Origin of the sequence: Erysipelothrix sp. strain 2 (EsS2-7-Brazil), from assembly GCF_016617655.1 — a bacterium.
GTDB classification, from domain to species: domain Bacteria; phylum Bacillota_I; class Bacilli_A; order Erysipelotrichales; family Erysipelotrichaceae; genus Erysipelothrix; species Erysipelothrix piscisicarius.
Genome location: NZ_SCFT01000003.1, coordinates 103,878 through 125,988, shown reverse-complemented (window position 1 = coordinate 125,988; position 22,111 = coordinate 103,878). Strand labels below are relative to the sequence as shown.

The window sequence follows — 22,111 nt, the reverse complement described above, 5'->3', positions numbered from 1 at the left end:
AATCCTCTTTTCATGTTTATTAGACCATAAAAAAACCACTCATGCAAGAGTGGTTAATCCTAGAAGATCCGATTTAATTCGTTTTGAAGTTTTGCTTGTTCACGAACATATTCATCGAGCTTCGCTTCATTTTCTTCATAGTTGTTTTTAAGACCCGAAATTTCTTCTTGTAACGTTTCAGAATCATTGGTTTGTGCTTGTCCCTCTAGACTCGCAATCTTAATTTTAATTTTTTCGTTGAGTTCTTCTAAAGCATCACAACGTACATCAAGAAGTTCAAGTTCTTCTTCAATTTCATGACGACGGGATTCTTGTTGATTAAAATCGCGATTTTTTATGCGTGCATAGAAATCGTCTTGAATGCTTCTAAAGGTATCCCATAGTTTTGGCTCATGATCACGTCCACTATGACCTGCCTCTTTCCATTCATTAAACAACGCTTCCATATTTTCGCGTGTCGTTGCATCATTGAATGATTCCACGAGCGCTTTTGCTTTTCCAATAATCACTTCTTTTTTCTCACGAGCACTATCTTGTTCTGCACGCAATCCGTCAAAGAATTCACGTTGCTTTTGATAGAAACTTTGACGATGACCATTAAACACTTCCCATAGACGGTCTTCATGTTCACGTCCCGCAAAGCCAGCTTCTTTCCAACGTGTCATTAAATCACGCATTGCATCGGATGTTTCTTTCCATTCCGTTGAATCTTTAATAGCTTCGACTTCTTCAATTAAGGCTTCTTTCAATGCTTTCGCATCTTTACGAAGCAATGTCATCTCTTCGAAATGAGCACTGCGAGCATCAAAGAACTCATCATTAATTGCACGGAATTTTTCCCAAAGTTCTTGATCAACATCTTGACCTGCAAACCCTGCTTCTTTCCATTGTTTTTGAAGTTCTTGTAATTTAACTGCAGTTTTATTCCAGTCTGTAGATTTTTTTAATTGATCGGCTTGTTCAATCAAGTCTTTTTTAATTGCACGTGCACTTTCAAGTCGTTCTTGACGATGTTCGTATTGATCAAGTGCTGCTTTAAATTTTTCTTCCAAATCTTCATCGATTCCTTCTTCTGATAAAGATTCCCACTCTTTCTTGACAAACTCAATACGTTCATCATCCCCTGTACTCATAACACTGTATACTTCTGAAATTAATTGGTTTTGTCGAGACGTTTCCACAGAAGCAAGACTTTCCCAGCCAAAATCATGTCGTGAAAATTCAGGCTCTCTTACTTCCTTTTCTACTACTTCTTCTGTCTCATTAATTTGTTTCTCGTTAATGTCGAACACCTCTTTCTTATCAATAAAAATATTTTATCATACGCAATTCATACGTAGTGTAAAACACTTCTTTTTTATCTAATAAATCATATCATTTATATGTGATTGAAACGTGAAAATCATGTGTGCAAACGCGCGTTTTTCGATTTCTTACATTTATTTTGATTAATTTTTTCAGTTTATCACGCATTCCACTCTGAAAATCGCTGAAACCGTTAAATACTCCCTGTTTAAAGCCTCAATTCTTTGATTTGTGATTAGTTTTTATCGCATATATTCATGAAAATAAGTTGGTTTTTGGAAGTTGATGGCTTCAATCATAAAAATACCGACGTCTTATAGTTGTAATGAATCCTGTTTCATTTTATAATCTTACGTATAGTTAAATCTATACGAGAGGAGAAGTGTATGGTCGATACTGTTAATCTTTGGCTCCTAGTTGGAGTACTTATTATTGTTGTTGGATTTGCAATGAAAATTGATTCAATCGCTGTTGTTTTAGTCGCTGCCGTTGTTACCGCGTTAATTGGTGGTATGAACTTTGGCGAGATTTTAGAAACATTGGGTTCTAACTTTGTTAAGTCCCGTGGTTTAACAATCTTTGTCCTAACGTTACCAGTAGTTGGGGTATGTGAACGTTATGGATTAAAAGAACAAGCTGTAAAACTAATTCAGAAAATGAAAGTTCTTACAGCAGGACGTGTAATTTGGGTTTACCAACTAATTCGTCAAGCTGCCGCTGCTGGCGCATTACGTTTAGGAGGACATCCACAATTTGTCCGTCCACTCATTCATCCAATGGCTGAAGGTGCTGGAATTCAAGAAAAAGGTTCTGCACTTACGGTTGCCGAGGAAGAAGAAATTAAAGCAGGGGCTGCTGCCGCTGAAAACTATGGTAACTTCTTTGGTCAAAACTTATTTCCTTATGCAAGTGGTGTTATCTTAATTGTTGAAACACTGGTTGAACAAGGTTATGACGTAACACACCAAGGCATTGCACTTTGGAGCGTTCCAGTCTTTGTAATTGCTCTAGTACTTGGAGGCGTTCAAACAGTTCTGTTAGATCGCCGTATTAAGAAAGGGGCTAAATAATTATGACAGCAAATTTTTGGGAATTATTCTTAGAAATGTGGTATATGATTGTCGGATGTATTTTTATCGCTACAGCGATTTCAGCATACCGCAATATTGATGATAACCGTAAATACGGTGCCGCATCATTTTGGATTATTTTAGCCGTACTATTTATGTTAGGTAAATATATTCCTAATAATATTAATGGATTACTTGTCTTAGCACTTGGAGTTCTTTCATTTATGAAGACGGTTAATATTGGAGATATTGAGCAAATTTCTCAAGATTTCCGTGATGAACAATCAGATCGAATTGGATTTAAAATCTTTATTCCTTCTGTATTTATTGCAATTGGAGCATTCTTATTCTCCTTTGTATTACCCAAAATTGCGCCCGGTGTTAGTGCTGGTGTTTTAGGGTATATTGCAATTGGATTATCTGCAGCATGTGGATTAATCGCAACCTTTATTATTACAAAAACAAAACCTAAAGGGGTCGTCAATGATGCAACGCGTCTCATGCGTACAATGGGTTCATTCAGCATCTTGCCACAATTACTTTCAGCGCTTGGCGTTGTCTTCACAACTGCAGGTGTCGGAAATCTTATCGCAACACTACTTGGTAGCTTTATTCCTAATGGAAACATCTTTGCAGGTGTTGTTGCTTACTGTGTTGGTATGGCCATCTTTACTATTATTATGGGAAATGCGTTTGCGGCATTTACCGTTATTACAATTGGAATTGGGATTCCATTTGTATTTGCTCAAGGTGCAAACCCACTCATTGCAGGTGCGCTTGCAATGACAGCAGGGTTCTGTGGTACTTTACTTACACCCATGGCTGCGAACTTCAATATTGTTCCTGCTGCTTTACTTGAGACAAAATCACAATATTCTATTATTAAATATCAAGCACCTATGGCTCTTATTATGCTCGTAATCCATATCTTCTTGATGTATTTCTTAGCTTTCTAATTAATTATTGAAGGAGGACGTATCTATGAAAGTTTTAATTACAGGTTTTGATCCATTTGGTGGGGAAAAAATGAATCCTGCTTATGAAGCAGTTAAATTACTCCCTGATACAATCGAAGGGGCCGAAGTACTTAAACTCGAAGTTCCAACCGTCTTCAACAAATCGGTTGAGGTATTAGATGAAGCGATGGCTAAACATCAACCTGACATTGTCATCTGTGTTGGTCAAGCTGGAAATCGTTTTGGGGTTACACCAGAACGTGTAGCCATCAACCAAGATGATGCACGCATCAAAGACAACGAAGGGAATCAACCTATTGATGAAACAATCTTTGAAGATGGTAAAGCAGCATATTTCGCTACCTTGCCAATCAAAGCAATGGTTGAGAATATGAAACAAGCATCAATTCCTGCAAGTGTTTCGAACACTGCGGGTACCTTTGTATGCAATCACCTGATGTACGGATTGCTTTATCTTGTTGATAAAAAATATCCTAATGTTCGTGGTGGATTTATTCATGTTCCTTTCGCAACACAACAAGTTATGGACAAGCCTACTGCACCAAGTTTAACCTTAGAACAAATCGCTAAAGGTTTAGAAGTGTGTATCGCAACAGCTGTAACCGTTAAAGAAGATCATAAGATTCAAGGTGGCGCAATCAGCTAATGAATAATCAAATGTTTGTTTATGGATCTTTAATGGAAGGGTTTTTTAATTATAATAAATATGTCGATGGACATGTTGTTTCAATTGAAAAAGCATATGTTCTTGGAACCTTGTACGATATGCCTTATAAAGGATATCCCGCGCTTCTTCAAGAAGGCGACACAAAGGTTTGGGGTGAAATCATTACAGTCAAAGACCTCAGTCTTATCATCGATGATATTGATGCAATGGAAGGGTTTAATGGCCGTGATGATGATGAGTATAAGCGCATCCCCTCTACCATTACCAAAGAAAATGGTGAAACCGTAGAGCTCGGTGTTTACTTCTATAACCTTAAAGATCATGATGTTCGGTTTCATGAAGCAATTCTTCTTCCGGAAGGAAGTTGGAGAGCATTCAAAGCCTTAGAAAAATAAAACATGCCTTATCGGCATGTTTTTTTATATCATTTTTACTTTATAATACGCATCTTCTTGTCCCTTTAAAACAGGAATCAATTCAAATTCATAATGATATTCACGATGTACATCTAGAAATTGCGGATCATGCTTCGAGAGCCATCCAACTACATCAACCGCTACAATCCATTCCACACTTTGATCAAGTGCTCTGCGTGCCCCAACATTTAACGGTACTCGATCCGACTTAATCATGAGTCCTTGTCTCGATGCATTCGTTAGGGACGCCCAAAACACCTGTGTATGATTTCGAAATGTCTTTGAGCTTACCTCTTGTTCAAGGGACTCATGATAAACCGCAAAACCCAATTCATCGTTTAGATTTTTATAATTTGCATGGGGTCCTTTTCCAAAATACGCCAAGGTATCATAAGCACGCTTTAATGGAATTTCAATTCCAATCATTGAGAGTCCTGAGTGATTTGCCGGTTTAAAGGTTTGTCGCACCCAAATACGTCCATCAGCAAAGATCTTATAAACCGTATGGGCCACAGACCCGTTTACAAGCACACTACGTGTTGTAATCCGAATTCTTGAATCATTAACGACTACAATAGAAAAATGCTGTGCTGACGATTTAACGCCTTCCTGCGCCCACGCATGTGTAAAAGTATTCCAATGCTCATTGTCTTCATAATTCATGGGACCACGATTACACAACAAAGACATCGGTCGTGAAAGCATTTCATCCCCATCGTATCGGTATGAGTCCATAAAACCTGTTTCTTTATCAAACGATAACGAGAACTTCTCACCTGTTACCGTGCAACGGGTTTGTGTCTCCACGACTGATAGCGGTTTAAATTCCTCCGACATTGTTACTTCTTGCTTTACCAAATGATGCAGACGTATTTGATGACACAATACCGCTTCATCGGTATAAGGGTCCATAACGTATAGATTTAGATGATACATCGCATCAAATTCATAAAAACTTGGTACATCGATACTTATTTCTTGAGTCTCACCCACATCTAAAACCAGGCTGAAACTTGACTTTGATCCTTCAATGCTGTGCCCATCCTTGAGCACACACGACCGAAACACCGCATGTTCCGTGTTTAGATACTTAAAATTATTGCGTACACTTATTGTTTTAGTTTGAGGATTAAATTGCGTAAACGTCAAAACGTGATAGCGTGGCGTAAAATGCCCCGATATCTTACCCTGACACCATTCATGAAGTTCATCCAGTTGTTTTTTTATTGAACACTTCGTTGGTTTCGAATAATCATGTTTATACGACCCATCACAATCTGTATACCTTGGTTTTGTAGCAATGCATAACTGCCTATCTACACCTACGTCATTACCAAAACATCCACTTAGAAAATGACCGCTAACCTTCGGAATACTTATTGTTTTTTTCTTAGAGCTACACGGAAGTTCATCTTCCTGACTCTTCAACTCAATCTGATCGCATTTCATGATTTCGCCTCCTTAAAACACCTTGCATTTGAATGCGCTTTCTAAAAAGATACCACCCCAAAGTGTTGATGTCAAATATTATTCAATCCATAAGTAATTCGAGGCATATTCCTTTTTATATATACCCCCTGTGGTATAATGGTTATGTAATAATAAGAGGTGAACAAATGTGTTTAATGAAGCATTGCAGAAATTAAAGTCACCGAGGTCTTTGATGAAACTTGCGTTGTTTACGATTTTCTTTCTAGGAATCTATACGCTCATCGATTCTTTCAACCTCAGTTACCGTGAGATGATGCTTGAATATGGTATTTATCTCGTTATTATCAATGTGTTTATGAATCTACTCATGGCCCTACTCAGTGGCCTGTTGATGGTATTAAACACAGTAATGGTAGATCTCAAAGGTATCGAAAGTAAAGGAGCAAATCTCAGCTTTGTATCCATTCTTTTCGGAATTCTTACCTACGGGTGTACCCCTTGTGTTATTGCATTTTTTGCGAATATCGGAATTGCATTCTCTGTGATTGCACTTCCTTTAGCCGGACTTCCGTACAAATTACTTTCTCTCGTATTAATCCTTCTCGGACTGATCTGGACTCGTTATGAAATCAATAATACAACATGTAAAATAAAAGCACCTACTGCATAGGTGCTTTTGTTTTTGTATTTAAATGTGTTTTAACGAGACTTTACAATAAGGTTGATTGCATCTTGAACCCGTTCATGATCACGACCCGATTCATCGACACAATCAAGGAGGTTATCTACGGCTATGAGTTTAATGATACGATCAACACTTGATCGAACAGCAGTCAATTGGACTAGCACATCCTGACAACTCTCTCCTTCTTCAAGCATACGTGTAACGCCACGTATTTGACCTTCCGCACGTTTTAAACGGTTTAATAATTGTTTTTCACATGTCATAGTGACATCGCTCCCTTATAAATCGACATACCACCCATTACATTCACAACATGATATCCTTTGTCCGCAAGAAAACGTGATGCCTCTTGAGAACGATGTCCCGTAAGACAAATAATATGGTACGTAATCTCTTTCGAAAGATTGGTATAGTGACGGTTTAATTCACCCAGTGGAATATTGATTGCGCCATCAATATGACCGCTTTCATATTCCCATTCATCCCGGACATCAATTATATTTAAAGGCACTTTGCGACCAAGTTGTGATTCTAATTCGGGGGTCATAATAGTTTTATACATAGTTATACCCTTCCTAAAAAATATAATGTGGCACTTGCCACATTATATAATATCTTTATAAATTATAATTTACTGTCTAAGTATTTTTCAAGTGCTTGTTTTGGTTGGAATCCACTGATTTTTTCAATAGGTTCGCCATCTTTAAACAAGATCATTGTCGGAATACTCATAACATTAAATTCCGTTGCTGTTTGACGGTTTTCATCAATGTCTAATTTCGCTACTTTAATTTTGCCTTCATATTTATCTGCAAGCTCATCAATAACAGGTGCGAGCATCTTACATGGTCCACACCATTCCGCAAAGAAATCTACAAATACAAGTCCCTCTGAAGTTTGTTCTTTAAAATCTTTATCTGTTATATGTAATGTCATAATTGTTACACTCCTTTTGGTTATTTACCTTATGACACTATTATACCCCCTACGGTATAATAGTAAAGACATTTGCTTAAAAAAAGACAATCTTTTAAAAGATTGTCCTTTTCTTATTCATGATGATCTTCAAGATCATTAAAGCGTTGTAGATCTTTTTCTTCTACCAATACAAAGAAAAGATCACCTTCGCGTACTTTGTATTCTGGACTCACAAGAATTTGAAATTCTTGATTATTATCACATTTCATACCAAGAATATTAAAACCGTATTCTTGACGAAGATTTAAGTCGTTAATGCTTTTACCATACCATGATGAGAGTGCATGAATCTCAACAATATTGTATCGATCATCAATGCGCAAGGCATCAATTACACTGTGTTTCGCAATTTCGTTTGCAAGTCTTTTTCCCATTTCAACTTCCGGTAAAACAACACGATCGGCTCCTACTTTTTTAAGAACTTCATAGTAATCCATATTTTTTGTTTTCACAATAACATGTTTACAGCCCAATTTTTTGAGATTTAGGACACCAAGGATTGTGGATTCCAAACGTTCTCCCGATGCAATAATTGCGATATCCGCATTTGCGACATCTGCAGCTTCGAGTTGTTCAAGTTTGGTGAAGTCTGCTTGGACTGCATGCTCCACTAAATTCGCTACTTCTTCAACACGTTCCATTTTCGAATCCATCGCAATAACATCAACTTTATGTCGCGCTAATGTTTTCGCAATCGATGCTCCAAATAATCCAAGCCCTAAGATAGCAACAGTTTTATTTGTCATTATTTCGCTCCTTTATCCGATTAAGACGTTCCCTTCAGGGTAACGAATTAACGGTTCTTTCTTTTCTGCACGGCCACCAAACGAGAGGAAGAATGTTAATAATCCAATTCGTCCAGCAAACATTAATACGATTAATACAATTTTACCAATCACTGTAAGATTTGGTGTGAGGCCCATGGTTAGACCCACAGTTCCAAAACACGAGAATACTTCTACCAATACGTATTCAATACCATAACGCTCAGGTATCGTTTCTGTAATCAGAAGGATGAGTGAAGCAAGTAAGACCATAATAATCCCAGCAAATACAATTAAGAGCGCCTTCTCTACTTTTTCATGAGAGATGGATCGATTCTTAAAATGTGTTTGTTCATCTCTTAATTTAGCACGAACAAAGAGCACAATGGTAGCAACGGTTGTTACTTTAACACCACCACCGGTTGAACCCGCTGAAGCACCAATAAACATTAAGAGAATTGTAACAAAAATACCCATTGACGAAACCGTCGCATAGTTAACATTCGCATAACCTGCCGTACGCGGGGTAATCGCCATAAAGAGATAATTAATAAGTTGCATATGGAATGGTAAATCCGCAAACGTTCCATTGCGACTCTCACTTAACCAAAAGAGTAAAAAACTTACTCCTAATATGGAAAGTGTGGTTATCAGTGTAAGTTTGGTATGCATAAGTAATTTACGATTTCGTCGATACGATAACACATCGCGCCAGACGATAAACCCTAAGCCACCCACGACTATAAGACCACCAATTGTAAGGATTACAAGTGGATTTTGAGTGAACCCTTCCAAACTGTCTCCAAATAAATCAAATCCTGCATTACAAAATGCGGATATACTATGGAAAACAGAGAAATAGATTCCTTTTAATATTCCAAATCTCGGAATAAAATCAATCGCCAAAAGGGATGCTCCAATTGCTTGAATTGTGAGCGAAAAGCGAATGATATAACGAATGAGAAACTGCGCATCCGATAAACTATCCGTATTTATGGCTTCACGAACAATCAGACGTTGACGCAAATTGAGACGTTTTCCTATAAAGACAAAAAACATCACGATAATTGACATGAACCCAAGTCCACCAATTTCAATTAAAGTAATGATCACCGTTTTTCCAAAATAGTTCCAATGTTCTGCGGTATTGAGTGTAACCTGACCTGTCACGCAGACTGCAGATGTCGCCGTAAATAATGCATCCAAAAAATTGGTTGCATGACCGCTTTGACTCGATATTGGCAAAGACAACAAGGTCGCACCAACAAAAATTGTTAGTGCGAAACCAAGTGCAATATATTGAGGAATTGTAAGTTTTTTAAATTTACGTTTCATTTTTTCAACCTCAACCTCGATAATGAACGCATAAGAGCAAGCTGAGCTCGTTTTAAATCAAGTCCATCCTCATACTCTTTCTTTTCATTTAGACGCTTTTCGGCACGAATTCGTGCCTGTTCAGCACGATGGAAATCAATTTCTTCTTCACTTTCAATTGTAGAAACCAAAAGTGTTCCTTGATTGTCTTCAAATGTGAACAACCCTTCCGAAACTGCAAAATTTTCTCTTCCATCTTTCGATTTTGTATACATAATTCCAATTTCAATTGGCAATACGATTGCCATATGTTCTTGGAGCACCGTGCGTTGCCCATCAGAAGTTGGGAGTGTGATGGAATCAATCTCCACACTCCGATATGCTCCTTCTGGTGTAACTATTTTTAGATTAAACATTTTCTTTTGTTACGCCTGCCTTACGGTAAACGTCATCAATTGTAGATGCGAACAAGAATGCTTGTTCTGGTAAGTGATCCACTTCCCCATCTAAAATTGCTTTAAAGCTACGGATTGTGTCAGCAATTGGCACATACGACCCTGGAATTCCTGAGAACGTCTCCGCAACAAAGAATGGTTGGGACAAGAAGTTACGGATTTTACGCGCACGGTTAACCGTCAACTTATCATCTTCACTTAATTCATCCATACCTAAAATTGCAATAATATCTTGTAAATCTTTATAACGTTGTAAGATTTTTTGAACTTCAGTTGCTACGTAAACGTGCTCTGCACCTACAACATCTTCCGATAGTAGATTACTGCTTGATTCAAGTGGATCAACCGCTGGATAAATACCAAGCGCTGCAATATTACGATCCAATACCGTTTTTGCATCTAAGTGCGTAAACGTAATGGCAGCAGCTGGATCCGTAAGGTCATCCGCTGGTACATAAATTGCTTGAATCGATGTAATCGATCCTGATTTTGTCGACGTAATACGTTCTTGTAATTGACCCATTTCAGTTGCAAGAGTTGGTTGGTATCCAACAGCAGAAGGCATACGCCCAAGTAGCGCGGATACCTCTGATCCTGCTTGAGTAAAACGGAAAATATTATCGATGAAAAGCAGAACATCTTGTTTGTTTTGATCACGGAAATTTTCAGCCATGGTTAAAGCCGACAACGCAACGCGCATCCGAGCTCCAGGTGACTCATTCATTTGACCATAAACAAGAACTGTATTTTCAAGAACTTTCGCATCTTTCATTTCGTGATAGAGGTCATTCCCTTCACGTGTCCGTTCACCAACACCCGCAACAACAGAAAGACCACTGTGTTCAATTGCGATGTTATGAATTAATTCTTGCATTAAAACCGTCTTACCAACACCCGCTCCACCAAAGAGACCAATTTTTCCTCCTTGTGGGTACGGACAAAGTAAGTCAATAACCTTAATACCTGTTTCTAACACAGTATTAGTAGTTTGTTGATCTTTAAAGGGTGGCGCTTCACGGTGAATTTCATGCATTTCAACACCTTCTGTGTTAAATGTTTGTTCATCGATTGGCTCTCCCAATACATTAAACATTCGGCCTAAAATTTCTTTTCCGACCGGAACTTTGATAGCAAAACCTGTATCCTCAACTTCGAGTCCACGCGATAAGCCATCTGTAGGACCCATAGAAATACAACGCGCTAAATCATTTCCAATGTGTTGTGATACCTCAAGGGTAACATCCATTGATTCATGTTTTACTTTTAATGCATTGTATAGTTTTGGCATGTGCTCTTTATCAAAGCGAACATCCACAACAGGACCGACAATTTGTACGATACGACCTTTCATCTAAGAAACCTCCATTCCAGAAACAATTTCTGATATTTCTTGTGTGATTGCTTCTTGACGCACACGATTGTACTTGCGGCCAAGATCGTCAATCATATCTTGAGCACTATCAGTTGCTTTTTCCATCGCAATCCGACGTGTTGTATGTTCACTAACTTTTGAAGTTAGATATGTATATTTAACGAGACTCATCAATGATTGTTTAATCATCATTTCCGATGCTTCTTCAAAGCTTGGTTCATAGATGACATCATCACGACGACCGCTTGATTTCGTATTCAAGATATGAAGTTTAAAATCAAGGGTCATCGCATTTTCATACTCGGGTATGATTGCGACAATTTGATGTGTAGATACATACGGGTTAATCGTTTTAATAATATCGTGAAGTTCAATACGTTCGCTTGAAACTTCTTGATTAATGATGTTTACACCTCGTGTTTTTAAAAATTCATAAGCTTGGGCACCAAGACTGATAACCATATCCTCCTCACGATAAACTTCTAACAGTTTACGTGCAAGACCTTGGGTATATGCAGAACACAACCCTAAATCCGGCATGACTACAAGGTACAATCGCGGGGTGTCATCAATAATCGCCTCATCAAAATGAATAAATTGTTCAGAAACCTTAGTTACGGCTTCATAATATTCTTTGAACTCACTCATTTGATCACGATAACGTTGTAATTTACTCAAAGAAACAAGTTTCATCGCCTTCGTAATTTTTTGAGTTGAAGAGATTGATTTAATACGTTTTTTTATACCTGAAGTATTAGGCATGATGCGCCGCCTTAAAATCACTTATTTCTTCATCGATAATTGTTTTTAAGTCTTCGATTAATGCATCATCAAGGACATAGTCCTTTTTAATGCGATCAAGCACATCGGTATGTGTTTGAACAAAACGACCATGTAAATGTTTTTCAAACGGTAAAACTTCCTTAACCTCTAATTGGTCAAGATAGCCATATTTATTTAAAAACATACTAATAATCATCAACTCATGTGGTGTCTTTGTAAGTGCACCTTGTTTTAGAAGTTCTGTTAAACGACGACCATGGTCAATCGTTTTTTGAGTTGCTTCATCAATGTCTGAACTAAATTGAGCAAAACTCAATAATTCATGATACGTTGCAAGTTCTAGTTTTAGTGACGATGCTACATGTTTCATTGCTTTTGTTTGTGCTGCTGAACCTACACGTGAAACAGACATTCCGCTATCTACAGCAGGACGAACCCCACTGTTGAATGCATCTAAGTTTAAGAATAGCTGACCATCCGTAATTGAAATAACGTTTGTAGGAATATAAGCTGAAATATCACCTGCTTGCGTTTCAATAATTGGTAACGCAGTCATTGAACCGCCGCCGTAATTTTCATTAAGCTTTGCAGAACGTTCGAGTAAGCGTGAGTGAAGATAGAAAACATCTCCAGGATACGCTTCACGACCTGCAGGTCTTCTTAAGAGGAGTGAAATGGTTCGATAAGCAACCGCATGTTTGGATAAATCATCATAGACAATAAGAACATCTTCGCCATTATCCATCCAATGCTCTCCAATTGCACATCCTGTATAAGGTGCAAGGTATTGTAGCGGTGCTAATTCACTTGCAGTACTTGAAACAACTACTGTATAATCCAGTGCATCATGTTCTTTAAGTTTTTCAACAACCATTGCAACCGTTGATGCTTTTTGACCAATCGCAACATAGATACATTTCACATTTTGACCTTTTTGATTCAAAATAGCGTTTAAAGCAATACTTGTTTTTCCAGTTTGACGGTCACCAATAATTAACTCACGTTGTCCCTTACCAATTGGAATCATTGAGTCAACGACTTTAATTCCAGTATGAAGTGGTTCGTGTACCGATTTACGCGTCATTACCCCAGGTGCCACACGTTCAATAGGACGGACATCAACCGTTTCAATGGCTCCTTGACCATCAATTGGTTGACCTAAAGCATTAACAACACGTCCTAAAAGTGCATCACCAACACCAACTTCAATAATATGGTTTGTACGGTAAACAACATCGCCCTCTTTTACAAGTTTGTCGTTACCTAAAAGTACAACCCCAACTTGGTTTTCTTCTAAGTTTAGTGCCAAACCAAATACTTCATCATTGAAACGGAGCATCTCACCAGATAGAACTTGATCTAAACCGCGCACAAAGGCAATACCATCACCAACTTTGAAGACTTTACCAACATCTACATTGGCTTCATCAAATTCGATAGTACTAATTTTTTCCTTTAACATCTGTAAGATGTTTTCAGTTTGGTTACTCATTCTCTAATCCTCCCTGGTTTAAGATTCGATCTAATTTACTTTTAATACTTGTGTCATAAATATCATGGTTGACACGTACCACAAGACCCTTAATCAACGAAGCATCAACATTATAGTCAATCTCAAAAACACCTTCATAGCGTAATTTTAAATTGGCCATTAATTGTTCTTTTTCGTTTTCACTTAATACATTTGGACTTGTAACCTCAACAACATTGAGATGCTTACCTTCTTCAAGGAAATCACGATATTCTCGTACAATACGATCAAAATCGCTCATCAATTTCGCATCTTGAATCATCTTGAGAAATTTTACAACTTCTTGAGGAAATGTTTTCCCCAATTCACTCCATACTGGTTCCAACGCATCTTGATCCAAGAACGTTGCTGTCATAATACGATAAAATTCTTCATCGTTTAAAAATTCTTGAAACGTTTGTAATGCGTTATAGAATTCCAAGGGGTTTCTTGTTTCAACACCCACTTGATAAAGTGCCTCTGCGTAGACTTTAGTGCTTATAATCATAAGCATTCATTTCCTTCGCAAGATCATCCATCATATTTAGATTGTTGAGTTCCGCATCTTGTAAAACCTTACGGTTTACATCGACCGCAACTTGCAGCATGTATTGTTGAACTTCTGTATAAAGTTTTTTCTTTTCTAATTCATATTCTTTTTGCAATGCAGCTTCTCGACGATCGATTTCTACTTGAGCAGACGCAATAATATCTTTACGTTTTGCTTCAGCATCGGCCATCATATCGCCTTCAATTTTCTTTAGGCGCTCCATTGCGACAACATACTCATGACGTTGTTCTTCTTTAAGTTTTTTTGATTCTAGCTTAAGTGCTTCTGCTTCTTTTACTTCGCTCTCAATTAATTCCGAACGTTTTTCTAAGTATTCTTGAACAGGTTCGTGTAAATATTTTTTATACATCAAATATATTACGAATGTAGCACCAAGCTGAGCTGCCATCGTCAAGAGATTTGGCATTAACTTTTGTGCAATATCGATAGTCATAGAACCCTCCTAATATCTTACTTAAATACAAAGATTAACAAGAATGAAATTAACATACCATAAATAGCAGCTGTTTCAGCAATACCAGCACCAAGAATTAACATAGCGCGAATTTTACTTTCTGCTTCTGGATTTTTACCTACAGCTTCAACAGCTTTAGCCGCTGCGTAACCTTGTCCAATTGTTGAGAAAATCCCTGTCATAACCGCTAAAGCAGCAGCAATTGCTACTAACCCTCTACCAACACTAACTGTATCCATTTTAAATCCTCCTTATTCTGAATACTCGACAGCAATTAAAATTGATGTCAATGAAATAAATATAAATGCCTGCAAAAATGCAGAAAACAAATCAAAATACAAATGCAATACTGGGGCTACAATTACACCCATAAAGTTGAATCCACCAATTACTGGAACAAAACTACTTACCCATGCTGTAAACGTATAGAGTAATGTCATAATGACCGTTCCCGATAATACGTTCCCAAATAAACGTAATGACAAACTAATGAGCGGTGCAACTGTACCGAAAAAGTTTGGAATTACAAACGGGAAGAACGGTTCAAAGAAACCTTTGATGTATCCTTTAACACCATTCGCGTCAATCTTTGCAATTTGGATGAGAACAAACGTTATAATCGCAAGAACGAGTGTAACACTATAGTTACTTGTCGGTGCTTCTAATCCCGTTAAACCCATCATATTTGCTAAGAGAATGTAAATAAATACACTCCCAATGTACGCCGCCATGCGCTTCCCATGTTTTTCACCCATGTTCTGCACAGTAAACGTAGTTATGGTTTGAACATAAAGTACTGCTTTAAGTACCAATCCTCTCGGACGCTCCTCAAGCGTTAAATCTTTAAGCTTTGTACCAATAACATAAATCAAGGCGGAGACAGCAATCGTTAAGATCAAGACTGAATAGAGCTCACTCTGTACCATGCTTATTCTCCTTTGTAAATAATCCCGACATAAATAATATGAGTCGATCGATCAAATACGATGCCGCTAATGCATACGGGTTAATTGCATTAGGAAACATAAATGCAAGTAATAATGGTAACCATAAGATTACAAATACAAATATGATATACCGGATATATTTCCCTACAGTAAATTGATCCTCATCGAGCATAACCGCATAAAATTTTTCTCTGAAAAATCCCAACGTTAAGAGGCATGCCCAGCCAATGAGCCAACCAAGAGTCATTCGCCAATCAAAGAACATTAGAATCATTGCCACAATCGCAATCACACCAACTTGAATTTTCTTTGCCATAAGCACCTCCATAATCTCAAAAAAACCCCGTTTTGTTCGCATCCACTTTCTGTAAGAAAAGTTAGACATTCATAACGGGTTATCGACTCCTTCATTCAACACTGTGAATACGGGTAAATCGTAACACATTGAAGGTTTTTTTTCAATGAATAATACACCAGGGTATGTACGACATTTACGAAAGAAAACGCTTCAATTTGCCCCTATATAAATAGGATAGGAAAACGACCTTTTCACCACCAAAATTTAACACAAACTTAACAAATCCTTGTTGTTCTTTTATTGTTTTTCAATCATTCTTTCGTCAAACCACAAAAAAAGCCTTCACCTTTACGTAGATGAAGACCATTTTTTCTTATGAATTTGATTGTGACATGGGAATCATTGAAAGTTGAACACGTTGTTTGGCAGCATCCACATCCACAACCCAAACTTTCACAACATCACCAACTGCAACGACATCCGTCGGATGTTTCACAAATTGATTGCTTAGTTTGGAAATATGTACGAGTCCATCTTGCTTTACGCCAATGTCCACAAACGCTCCAAAATCGACAACATTTCGAACAGTACCATTTAGTTCCATCCCTGATTTCAGATCCTCCATCGTTAAAACATCTGAACGTAAAAGTGGACCACTCATCGCATCACGCATATCACGACCAGGGGCGATTAATGCTTTAAGGATGTCGTTAAGTGTCTCTTTTCCTAAATCGTATTTCTCCGATAATGCATTGATTGATAAGGACTCCAAATGTTTTCGTGTCGCTTCCGTACCAAGATCCTTCAGTGCAATGCCTTCATCGCTTAGAAGTTGTTTGGTGATGACATAGGTTTCAGGGTGAATTCCTGTGTTATCTAAAATATTTTTTCCTTTAGGAATGCGAAGAAATCCAATGGCTTGTTCAAATGATTTCGGCCCTAATCGAGGTACCTTTTTGATTTGTGTCCGCGAATCGAAGGAACCATTCTCTTCACGATACGTCACGATGTTTTGCGCAGTTGTTTTAGTGAGTCCTGCAACATGTTCCAATAATTGTGGACTCGCAGTATTGACATCAACACCGACTTGGTTAACGGCCGTTTCAACCACAAAATCCAGCTGATTTGATAAGTTTTTCTGACTTACATCATGTTGATATTGTCCAACTCCGACAGATTTTGGATCGATTTTAACCAACTCCGCTAAAGGGTCTTGAATTCGGCGTGCAATACTTACCGCCGAACGTTGTTCAACCTGTAAATCCGGAAATTCTTTGCGTGCAATATCACTTGCTGAATACACCGATGCACCCGCTTCGTTCACGATGAGGTAGAAGGTTTTTGTCGTTACTTTTTTAAGGTTTTCAGCTACGAACACTTCCGATTCTCGACTTGCTGTACCATTTCCAATCGCCACCATATCAACATGATATTTCTCAATTAAATCGATAAAAAGCTGAGCCGCTTCACGTTGCTTATGAGCAGGTGCGGGATTGTGTGGATAAATGACATCAATCGCTAAGACTTTCCCCGTTTCATCTACAATAGCGAGCTTGCATCCGGTACGATATGCAGGATCAAATCCCATGACAGTACGACCTTTTAACGGTGCTTGCAGCAGTAGATTTCGTAAGTTTTCTCCAAAAATAGATATGGCTTGTTTATCCGCTTCCTCCGTCAACATATTCCGAACTTCGCGCTCAATCGCTGGTTTAATAAATCGTTTATAACTGTCCTCATAAGCCGCTCTGACCCTGTGAACCGTTGGAGAATCCGTCTTGTTTCCAATGATTTGATGATCCAAATAACGCATTATTTTTGTTTCGTCGACAACGATATCGACCTTTATAACACCCTCTTTTTCAGCTCGATTAACTGCTAAAACCCGATGCGATGCAGCATTTTTAACGGGTTGGGTAAACGCGTAATACATCTCATAAACATGACGTTCATCTTTGGTGTCATCCTTTAGGACTGTCGATAAAACACCTGTATTTATTGTATAATCTCGAATCCACTCTCTAAATGCTGGCTCATCCCCGACGCGTTCCGCAATAATTTCATGAACCCCTTGGTAAACATCTTCCAACGTAATTAAGTCAAATTCAGCATTTAAATAGGACGTTCCTTGAGCTTCATCATTAAAATCACGTGGACAGGAGAAAACATCATCCGCGAGTGGTTCCAGACCTTTTTCCTTCGCAATCGTTGCTTTTGTGCGGCGTTTTTGCTTATAAGGACGATACAAATCTTCAACTTTTTGAAGTACGGTTGCGTTCCCAATCTCCAGCGCCAAAGAATCCGTTAACTTTCCTTGCTCATCAATAAGACGGAGCACTTCTTCTTTACGCGTTTCTAACGTTTCAAGATAGTGATGACGTTCTTCAATTTCTCGAATTTGGACTTCATCCAACGTCCCCGTAACCTCTTTACGATAACGAGCAATAAAGGGCACGGTATTTCCGTCTTCCAATAATTTTAAAACCGCATCAATTTGATGCGGACTGTACGCTTTAAGTTCTTGCTTGAGTAAATCAACTATATTTTTTTCCATTAAATTTCCTCACTTCTTCTCTTATTTTAACACACCTTTAAATAAATAAAAAAGCGTGCATCACGCTTTTGAAAATTCAGCTAATAAGCCTTCATATACGACCTCAAATGCCTCGACCTTTGTGAAATCATAAGGATGAACAAGATAAGCAGGTGTTTCCCAGAAAACAAGATTCGCTTGTTCCATAACCTCTGCAACAAACTCGGAGCAATAATATCCGTTCTCACGGGCTATGCGTCGATTAAACGCCGCACCAACAAGCCCCACAAAATTATAATGGTAATCATCCATATTTTCGACAAACACGCCGACATTCGCCTTTAATTGTGCATACGTCTCCAATTCAACATCCAGCTTTAAGACCAAACAACGGGTATTCTTAAAACGCTTAAACGTTCCTTCATAGAAACTTTCCTTCACAAAGCCGCCCCAAAACGGATTGTGCGGTTGTTTACGCCCAAAACTGTATAGTGTATGTAACGACGCATCAAAGGATATTGAGACATGATTATAAGGTGCTCCCGTAACCATTTTAATAACGCGCGTTAAAAGACTCCCCGTATCACTTAATACGATATAAACTTCTTTATGTTCCACAACTCACCTCAAATATTAATGAAGATATTATAGCACAACTTCTAACGCAATCCAGTCACCTTACCATCGATATAATCCATATCGACTGCATTCGGGTGTTTCGGCAACCCTGGCATTGTTAGAATATTCCCTAATAAAACGACGACAAATCCAGCCCCAGCAGCAAGGCGAACATCGCGTACATGTACCGAAAAATTTGCGGGTGCATTGAGTTTTTTTGGATCATCGCTAAATGATGTTTGTGTCTTCGCAATGCAAACTGGAAGACCATCAGGGTATTGTGATTCGATATCCTTAAGCTTCTCAAGGGCACTCTCAGAATATGAAACTGAATCAGCTCGATAGATTCTATGCGCTATCGTTTCAATCTCTTGTCTTAGATTTTGCGTTAGCGGATATAAAGGCTTGAAATTAGAAGGACGTTGACACATTTCAATAACAGCACGCCCCAATGCTTCACCGCCTTCTCCCCCTCTGGCAAACACGTTGGTTAAGACAACCTCACAGCCCAGTTCCTGTCCCAAGTGTTTTAAATAATTGATTTCCTCTTGCGTGTCTGTTTCAAATTGATTAATCGCAATCATCACGTTATCTGAAAACTGCTTTAGATTTTCGTAATGTTGAATTAGGTTTTTTGATCCTTCCATTAATGCAGCGATGTTTTCGTCTTCCAATTCCGAAAGGGGAACACCACCATTATATTTAAGTGCTCGAATCGTTGCGACCAAAACCGTCGCATCCGGGACGAGATTGGCACCGCGACATTTTATGTCATAAAACTTTTCTGCACCAAGATCAGCCCCAAAACCGGCTTCTGTGACAACATAGTCGCTTACTTTGAGAGCCATTCGTGTCGCAATAACCGAATTACATCCATGAGCAATATTCGCAAACGGACCACCATGAATCAGCGCTGGTGTATTTTCGGTTGTTTGAACTAAATTGGGTTTGATTGCATCTTTTAGAAGCAAGGCCATGGCCCCCACCGCATCAAAATCTTGGGCTGTCAGCATCTCACCTTCAAATGTATACCCTACTACAATACGACTTAAGCGTTGCTTCAAGTCATCCATATCTTCCGCAAGACACAAGATAGCCATAATTTCCGATGCGACCGTAATATCAAATGACGTCGCATGTGAGACACGCTTACCAACAATTTCCAGTTCCCGAAGCGAGCGATCATTCATATCCATCACCCGATGCCATACAAGTCGCTCAGGATCAATACCCATTTCATTCCCATGATAGATATGGTTATCGATTAATGCTGCAAGAAGATTGTGTGCCGAGGTAATCGCATGAAAATCTCCCGTAAAATGAAGATTGATATCATCCATCGGTACAACTTGAGCATAACCCCCTCCGGTAGCACCACCCTTCATACCAAAACACGGACCCAAAGAAGGTTCACGGAGGGCACTGACAGCAGATACACCCAAACGGTTCAAAGCCATCGAGAGACCGATATTTACCGTCGTCTTCCCCTCGCCTGCCGGCGTCGGATTAATCGCAGTTACAAGAATCAACTTTCCCTGTTCAGGTCGTTTCATAATTTCCAATGAAAGTTTGGCCTTGCTGTTACCATAAGGTTCAATAAGATTGGCAGAAATTCCCAATTTATCCGCAATCGATTGCACCGGTAAAATTTTTGTTGCTTCAGAGATCTCTACATCTGTTTTCATAACATTCCTCCTAAAATTTAAGAAAGCATAGGATGCCTATGCTTTCGTTAATCGAGTTTTATAAGGTTTCATATAGTCCAAAACCTTTTTAATGACAAAAATCTTAATGGGAAGCATAACTAAAGATTTCGTTACGCGAACGGGTATCATCGCAAGATAACTCTTTCCAAGTACCAAACTTAACCAATACGTATTTAATAACAAATTGATGGCAATCGTATTAAAAAGCGCAATCCCGACAATAACGGATAAGCGGCAATCTGCATCCTTCAACAATCCATACATCGCGCCAATAATAAATGCTGATAAGGTAAAACCGGGAAAATAAGCACCCCCTTGTGGGAAGAGCACTGCTCCCAATACATCTGCAAGTGCAGCTGCAACGCCACCAAATAACCAACCATATAAATACCCTGCAATTGCCATTGGTACATAGGTAAAACTAATCTTAACGATGGGTGTTGGTATTGCTAAAAACCGTGAAACAACGATTTGAAGCACCACAAACATCGCAAGATGTGTAAGCTTTCGTGTATTCATCATAAATTCCTCTTTTCTTTGTCAAGCAAAAAGAAAAGCTCTCGCAACGGACGCAATAACACATCGCGCTTTCGCTTCGTCATACAGCAACTTCCCATCCGTATGCACTTAACGCGTGTCATTTACTTTGCTTGATAAATTAAGAATACCAAGACTGCCCTAAGAAATCAACTTATGTTACTATATACTCAAATGAGGTGTAAAATGAAAAAAACGAACGCAATGCGCATTCTTGATCAAAAGAAAATTGACTATACCATGCGCGAATATCAAAGTGATGGCATTAATATTGATGGCATCTCGGTTGCCAAACAAATTCAAGAATCAGCCGAAAAGGTTTTTAAAACCATCGTCTTGCATAATGGAAATCAATATTTTGTTGCTCTAATCCCTGTTGCCGACCATATCGATCTCAAAGCATGTGCAAAAGGGTTAGGGGTCAAAAAACTTGAATTGCTACATGTGAAGGAATTATTCGACCTAACCGGGTATGTTCGAGGCGGTTGCTCGCCGATCGGTATGAAAAAACAATTCCCTACAATTATTGATGAAACGTGTTTGCTCTTTGAGACTATAATCTTTTCCGGTGGACGCATTGGAACGCAAATTGAGATGAAACCTGAAGCACTCATTAAACTGATTAATGCAAAAACCGGTGCAATCACTGCTATCGAAAATTTATAAATAAACAGAATCCGCTTAAGCTGTTAATTCAGGCCATCCAAAAAGGTAACACAT

26 protein-coding genes and 1 riboswitch are annotated in these 22,111 nt (G+C 38.5%); of the genes, 6 read left to right on the top strand and 20 right to left on the bottom strand.

Annotated features, from left to right (window positions below; all coding sequences use genetic code 11):
• Positions 1-59 precede the first annotated feature (59 nt).
• Complete coding sequence (locus EPJ90_RS02520) at positions 60-1,292, bottom strand: DUF349 domain-containing protein (protein WP_161637047.1); 1,233 nt, start codon at positions 1,290-1,292, stop codon at positions 60-62.
• A 399-nt stretch (positions 1,293-1,691) separates the two neighbouring features.
• On the opposite strand from EPJ90_RS02520, the gene EPJ90_RS02515 reads away from it, so the two are divergent.
• Genes EPJ90_RS02515 through EPJ90_RS02500 form a run of 4 tightly spaced genes read left to right on the top strand, consistent with a single transcriptional unit; the run spans position 1,692 to position 4,414 of the window.
• Positions 1,692-2,375, top strand: a complete 684-nt coding sequence (locus EPJ90_RS02515; RefSeq protein ID WP_161637046.1) for a DUF969 domain-containing protein — start codon at positions 1,692-1,694, stop codon at positions 2,373-2,375.
• A gap of 2 nt (positions 2,376-2,377) precedes the next feature.
• Complete coding sequence (locus EPJ90_RS02510) at positions 2,378-3,331, top strand: DUF979 domain-containing protein (RefSeq protein ID WP_161637045.1); 954 nt, start codon at positions 2,378-2,380, stop codon at positions 3,329-3,331.
• Between the two features lie 25 nt (positions 3,332-3,356).
• Positions 3,357-3,998, top strand: coding sequence for a pyroglutamyl-peptidase I (pcp, locus tag EPJ90_RS02505; protein ID WP_003775477.1), 642 nt, complete (start codon positions 3,357-3,359; stop codon positions 3,996-3,998).
• A complete protein-coding gene (locus EPJ90_RS02500; RefSeq protein WP_125164828.1) occupies positions 3,998-4,414 on the top strand; it encodes a gamma-glutamylcyclotransferase family protein in 417 nt (138 codons plus the stop codon). The genes pcp and EPJ90_RS02500 overlap by 1 nt, the downstream gene beginning before the upstream one ends.
• 24 nt (positions 4,415-4,438) lie before the next feature.
• Here EPJ90_RS02500 and EPJ90_RS02495 read toward each other — a convergent pair whose 3' ends face one another.
• Complete coding sequence (locus tag EPJ90_RS02495; protein ID WP_161637044.1) at positions 4,439-5,884, bottom strand: benzene 1,2-dioxygenase; 1,446 nt, start codon at positions 5,882-5,884, stop codon at positions 4,439-4,441.
• Between the two features lie 214 nt (positions 5,885-6,098).
• On the opposite strand from EPJ90_RS02495, the gene EPJ90_RS02490 reads away from it, so the two are divergent.
• Positions 6,099-6,536, top strand: a complete 438-nt coding sequence (locus EPJ90_RS02490) for a hypothetical protein (protein WP_202606000.1) — start codon at positions 6,099-6,101, stop codon at positions 6,534-6,536.
• 29 nt (positions 6,537-6,565) lie between these two features.
• Here the strand turns inward: EPJ90_RS02490 and EPJ90_RS02485 are convergent, their stop codons facing one another.
• The 18 genes from EPJ90_RS02485 to EPJ90_RS02400 all read right to left on the bottom strand — a co-directional run bounded on the left by EPJ90_RS02485 (position 6,566) and on the right by EPJ90_RS02400 (position 21,376).
• Entirely contained in the window at positions 6,566-6,814 is a 249-nt protein-coding gene (locus tag EPJ90_RS02485; protein WP_003775485.1) for a metal-sensitive transcriptional regulator, read from the bottom strand.
• Positions 6,811-7,113: a rhodanese-like domain-containing protein gene (locus EPJ90_RS02480; RefSeq protein ID WP_161637042.1), complete on the bottom strand. Its 303-nt coding sequence runs from the start codon at positions 7,111-7,113 to the stop codon at positions 6,811-6,813. The genes EPJ90_RS02485 and EPJ90_RS02480 overlap by 4 nt, the downstream gene beginning before the upstream one ends.
• Positions 7,114-7,175: 62 nt before the next feature.
• Positions 7,176-7,487, bottom strand: a complete 312-nt coding sequence (gene trxA / locus EPJ90_RS02475; protein WP_161637041.1) for a thioredoxin — start codon at positions 7,485-7,487, stop codon at positions 7,176-7,178.
• Between the two features lie 113 nt (positions 7,488-7,600).
• A complete protein-coding gene (locus EPJ90_RS02470) occupies positions 7,601-8,275 on the bottom strand; it encodes a potassium channel family protein (RefSeq protein ID WP_161637040.1) in 675 nt (224 codons plus the stop codon).
• A gap of 12 nt (positions 8,276-8,287) precedes the next feature.
• The gene (locus EPJ90_RS02465) at positions 8,288-9,628 is read right to left on the bottom strand and encodes a TrkH family potassium uptake protein (protein WP_161637039.1); all 1,341 of its coding nucleotides are present in this window, start codon (positions 9,626-9,628) and stop codon (positions 8,288-8,290) included.
• Entirely contained in the window at positions 9,625-10,023 is a 399-nt protein-coding gene (gene atpC / locus EPJ90_RS02460; RefSeq protein WP_125164204.1) for an ATP synthase F1 subunit epsilon, read from the bottom strand. Before atpC ends, EPJ90_RS02465 begins: the two co-directional genes overlap by 4 nt.
• Positions 10,016-11,413 (bottom strand): F0F1 ATP synthase subunit beta, encoded by a 1,398-nt coding sequence (atpD, locus tag EPJ90_RS02455; protein ID WP_161637038.1) that lies wholly within the window; start codon positions 11,411-11,413, stop codon positions 10,016-10,018. Before atpD ends, atpC begins: the two co-directional genes overlap by 8 nt.
• Positions 11,414-12,196, bottom strand: a complete 783-nt coding sequence (locus EPJ90_RS02450; RefSeq protein ID WP_125164202.1) for a F0F1 ATP synthase subunit gamma — start codon at positions 12,194-12,196, stop codon at positions 11,414-11,416.
• Positions 12,189-13,709 carry a F0F1 ATP synthase subunit alpha gene (gene atpA, locus EPJ90_RS02445; protein ID WP_125164201.1) on the bottom strand — a complete coding sequence of 507 codons (1,521 nt, stop codon included), beginning with the start codon at positions 13,707-13,709 and terminating at the stop codon, positions 12,189-12,191. Before atpA ends, EPJ90_RS02450 begins: the two co-directional genes overlap by 8 nt.
• Positions 13,702-14,235, bottom strand: a complete 534-nt coding sequence (gene atpH, locus EPJ90_RS02440) for an ATP synthase F1 subunit delta (protein WP_244660367.1) — start codon at positions 14,233-14,235, stop codon at positions 13,702-13,704. Before atpH ends, atpA begins: the two co-directional genes overlap by 8 nt.
• Positions 14,219-14,731, bottom strand: a complete 513-nt coding sequence (locus tag EPJ90_RS02435) for an ATP synthase F0 subunit B (RefSeq protein WP_125164199.1) — start codon at positions 14,729-14,731, stop codon at positions 14,219-14,221. Before EPJ90_RS02435 ends, atpH begins: the two co-directional genes overlap by 17 nt.
• A 17-nt stretch (positions 14,732-14,748) precedes the next feature.
• Positions 14,749-14,991, bottom strand: a complete 243-nt coding sequence (gene atpE / locus EPJ90_RS02430) for an ATP synthase F0 subunit C (RefSeq protein ID WP_003775506.1) — start codon at positions 14,989-14,991, stop codon at positions 14,749-14,751.
• A gap of 12 nt (positions 14,992-15,003) precedes the next feature.
• Complete coding sequence (locus tag EPJ90_RS02425) at positions 15,004-15,678, bottom strand: F0F1 ATP synthase subunit A (RefSeq protein WP_161637037.1); 675 nt, start codon at positions 15,676-15,678, stop codon at positions 15,004-15,006.
• On the bottom strand, positions 15,665-16,015 hold the full coding sequence (locus EPJ90_RS02420; RefSeq protein WP_125164197.1) for a hypothetical protein: 351 nt from the start codon (positions 16,013-16,015) through the stop codon (positions 15,665-15,667). The genes EPJ90_RS02425 and EPJ90_RS02420 overlap by 14 nt, the downstream gene beginning before the upstream one ends.
• Positions 16,016-16,370: 355 nt before the next feature.
• The gene (locus tag EPJ90_RS02415; protein ID WP_161637036.1) at positions 16,371-18,551 is read right to left on the bottom strand and encodes a Tex family protein; all 2,181 of its coding nucleotides are present in this window, start codon (positions 18,549-18,551) and stop codon (positions 16,371-16,373) included.
• Positions 18,552-18,611: 60 nt separating this feature from the next.
• Positions 18,612-19,148: a hypothetical protein gene (locus EPJ90_RS02410; protein WP_125164195.1), complete on the bottom strand. Its 537-nt coding sequence runs from the start codon at positions 19,146-19,148 to the stop codon at positions 18,612-18,614.
• A 41-nt stretch (positions 19,149-19,189) separates the two neighbouring features.
• Positions 19,190-20,833: a formate--tetrahydrofolate ligase gene (locus EPJ90_RS02405; protein ID WP_161637035.1), complete on the bottom strand. Its 1,644-nt coding sequence runs from the start codon at positions 20,831-20,833 to the stop codon at positions 19,190-19,192.
• Positions 20,834-20,869: 36 nt separating this feature from the next.
• Positions 20,870-21,376: a folate family ECF transporter S component gene (locus EPJ90_RS02400; RefSeq protein WP_125164193.1), complete on the bottom strand. Its 507-nt coding sequence runs from the start codon at positions 21,374-21,376 to the stop codon at positions 20,870-20,872.
• Positions 21,377-21,415: 39 nt separating this feature from the next.
• Positions 21,416-21,505: riboswitch (THF riboswitch) on the bottom strand.
• Between the two features lie 72 nt (positions 21,506-21,577).
• Between EPJ90_RS02400 and ybaK the strand changes: the two genes are divergently transcribed.
• The gene (gene ybaK / locus EPJ90_RS02395; protein WP_125164192.1) at positions 21,578-22,057 is read left to right on the top strand and encodes a Cys-tRNA(Pro) deacylase; all 480 of its coding nucleotides are present in this window, start codon (positions 21,578-21,580) and stop codon (positions 22,055-22,057) included.
• The last annotated feature ends 54 nt before the right edge of the window (positions 22,058-22,111 follow it).

Excerpts from the sequence above, each read along its gene's own strand:
- EPJ90_RS02515 (WP_161637046.1), top strand. The coding sequence starts at position 1,692 with ATGGTCGATACTGTTAATCTTTGGCTCCTAGTTGGAGTACTTATTATT.
- EPJ90_RS02510 (WP_161637045.1), top strand. The coding sequence starts at position 2,378 with ATGACAGCAAATTTTTGGGAATTATTCTTAGAAATGTGGTATATGATT.
- pcp (WP_003775477.1), top strand. The coding sequence starts at position 3,357 with ATGAAAGTTTTAATTACAGGTTTTGATCCATTTGGTGGGGAAAAAATG.
- EPJ90_RS02500 (WP_125164828.1), top strand. The coding sequence starts at position 3,998 with ATGAATAATCAAATGTTTGTTTATGGATCTTTAATGGAAGGGTTTTTT.
- EPJ90_RS02495 (WP_161637044.1), bottom strand. The coding sequence starts at position 5,884 with ATGAAATGCGATCAGATTGAGTTGAAGAGTCAGGAAGATGAACTTCCG.
- EPJ90_RS02490 (WP_202606000.1), top strand. The coding sequence starts at position 6,099 with ATGAAACTTGCGTTGTTTACGATTTTCTTTCTAGGAATCTATACGCTC.
- EPJ90_RS02485 (WP_003775485.1), bottom strand. The coding sequence starts at position 6,814 with ATGACATGTGAAAAACAATTATTAAACCGTTTAAAACGTGCGGAAGGT.
- EPJ90_RS02480 (WP_161637042.1), bottom strand. The coding sequence starts at position 7,113 with ATGTATAAAACTATTATGACCCCCGAATTAGAATCACAACTTGGTCGC.
- trxA (WP_161637041.1), bottom strand. The coding sequence starts at position 7,487 with ATGACATTACATATAACAGATAAAGATTTTAAAGAACAAACTTCAGAG.
- EPJ90_RS02470 (WP_161637040.1), bottom strand. The coding sequence starts at position 8,275 with ATGACAAATAAAACTGTTGCTATCTTAGGGCTTGGATTATTTGGAGCA.
- EPJ90_RS02465 (WP_161637039.1), bottom strand. The coding sequence starts at position 9,628 with ATGAAACGTAAATTTAAAAAACTTACAATTCCTCAATATATTGCACTT.
- atpC (WP_125164204.1), bottom strand. The coding sequence starts at position 10,023 with ATGTTTAATCTAAAAATAGTTACACCAGAAGGAGCATATCGGAGTGTG.
- atpD (WP_161637038.1), bottom strand. The coding sequence starts at position 11,413 with ATGAAAGGTCGTATCGTACAAATTGTCGGTCCTGTTGTGGATGTTCGC.
- EPJ90_RS02450 (WP_125164202.1), bottom strand. The coding sequence starts at position 12,196 with ATGCCTAATACTTCAGGTATAAAAAAACGTATTAAATCAATCTCTTCA.
- atpA (WP_125164201.1), bottom strand. The coding sequence starts at position 13,709 with ATGAGTAACCAAACTGAAAACATCTTACAGATGTTAAAGGAAAAAATT.
- atpH (WP_244660367.1), bottom strand. The coding sequence starts at position 14,235 with ATGATTATAAGCACTAAAGTCTACGCAGAGGCACTTTATCAAGTGGGT.
- EPJ90_RS02435 (WP_125164199.1), bottom strand. The coding sequence starts at position 14,731 with ATGACTATCGATATTGCACAAAAGTTAATGCCAAATCTCTTGACGATG.
- atpE (WP_003775506.1), bottom strand. The coding sequence starts at position 14,991 with ATGGATACAGTTAGTGTTGGTAGAGGGTTAGTAGCAATTGCTGCTGCT.
- EPJ90_RS02425 (WP_161637037.1), bottom strand. The coding sequence starts at position 15,678 with ATGGTACAGAGTGAGCTCTATTCAGTCTTGATCTTAACGATTGCTGTC.
- EPJ90_RS02420 (WP_125164197.1), bottom strand. The coding sequence starts at position 16,015 with ATGGCAAAGAAAATTCAAGTTGGTGTGATTGCGATTGTGGCAATGATT.
- EPJ90_RS02415 (WP_161637036.1), bottom strand. The coding sequence starts at position 18,551 with ATGGAAAAAAATATAGTTGATTTACTCAAGCAAGAACTTAAAGCGTAC.
- EPJ90_RS02405 (WP_161637035.1), bottom strand. The coding sequence starts at position 20,833 with ATGAAAACAGATGTAGAGATCTCTGAAGCAACAAAAATTTTACCGGTG.
- EPJ90_RS02400 (WP_125164193.1), bottom strand. The coding sequence starts at position 21,376 with ATGATGAATACACGAAAGCTTACACATCTTGCGATGTTTGTGGTGCTT.
- ybaK (WP_125164192.1), top strand. The coding sequence starts at position 21,578 with ATGAAAAAAACGAACGCAATGCGCATTCTTGATCAAAAGAAAATTGAC.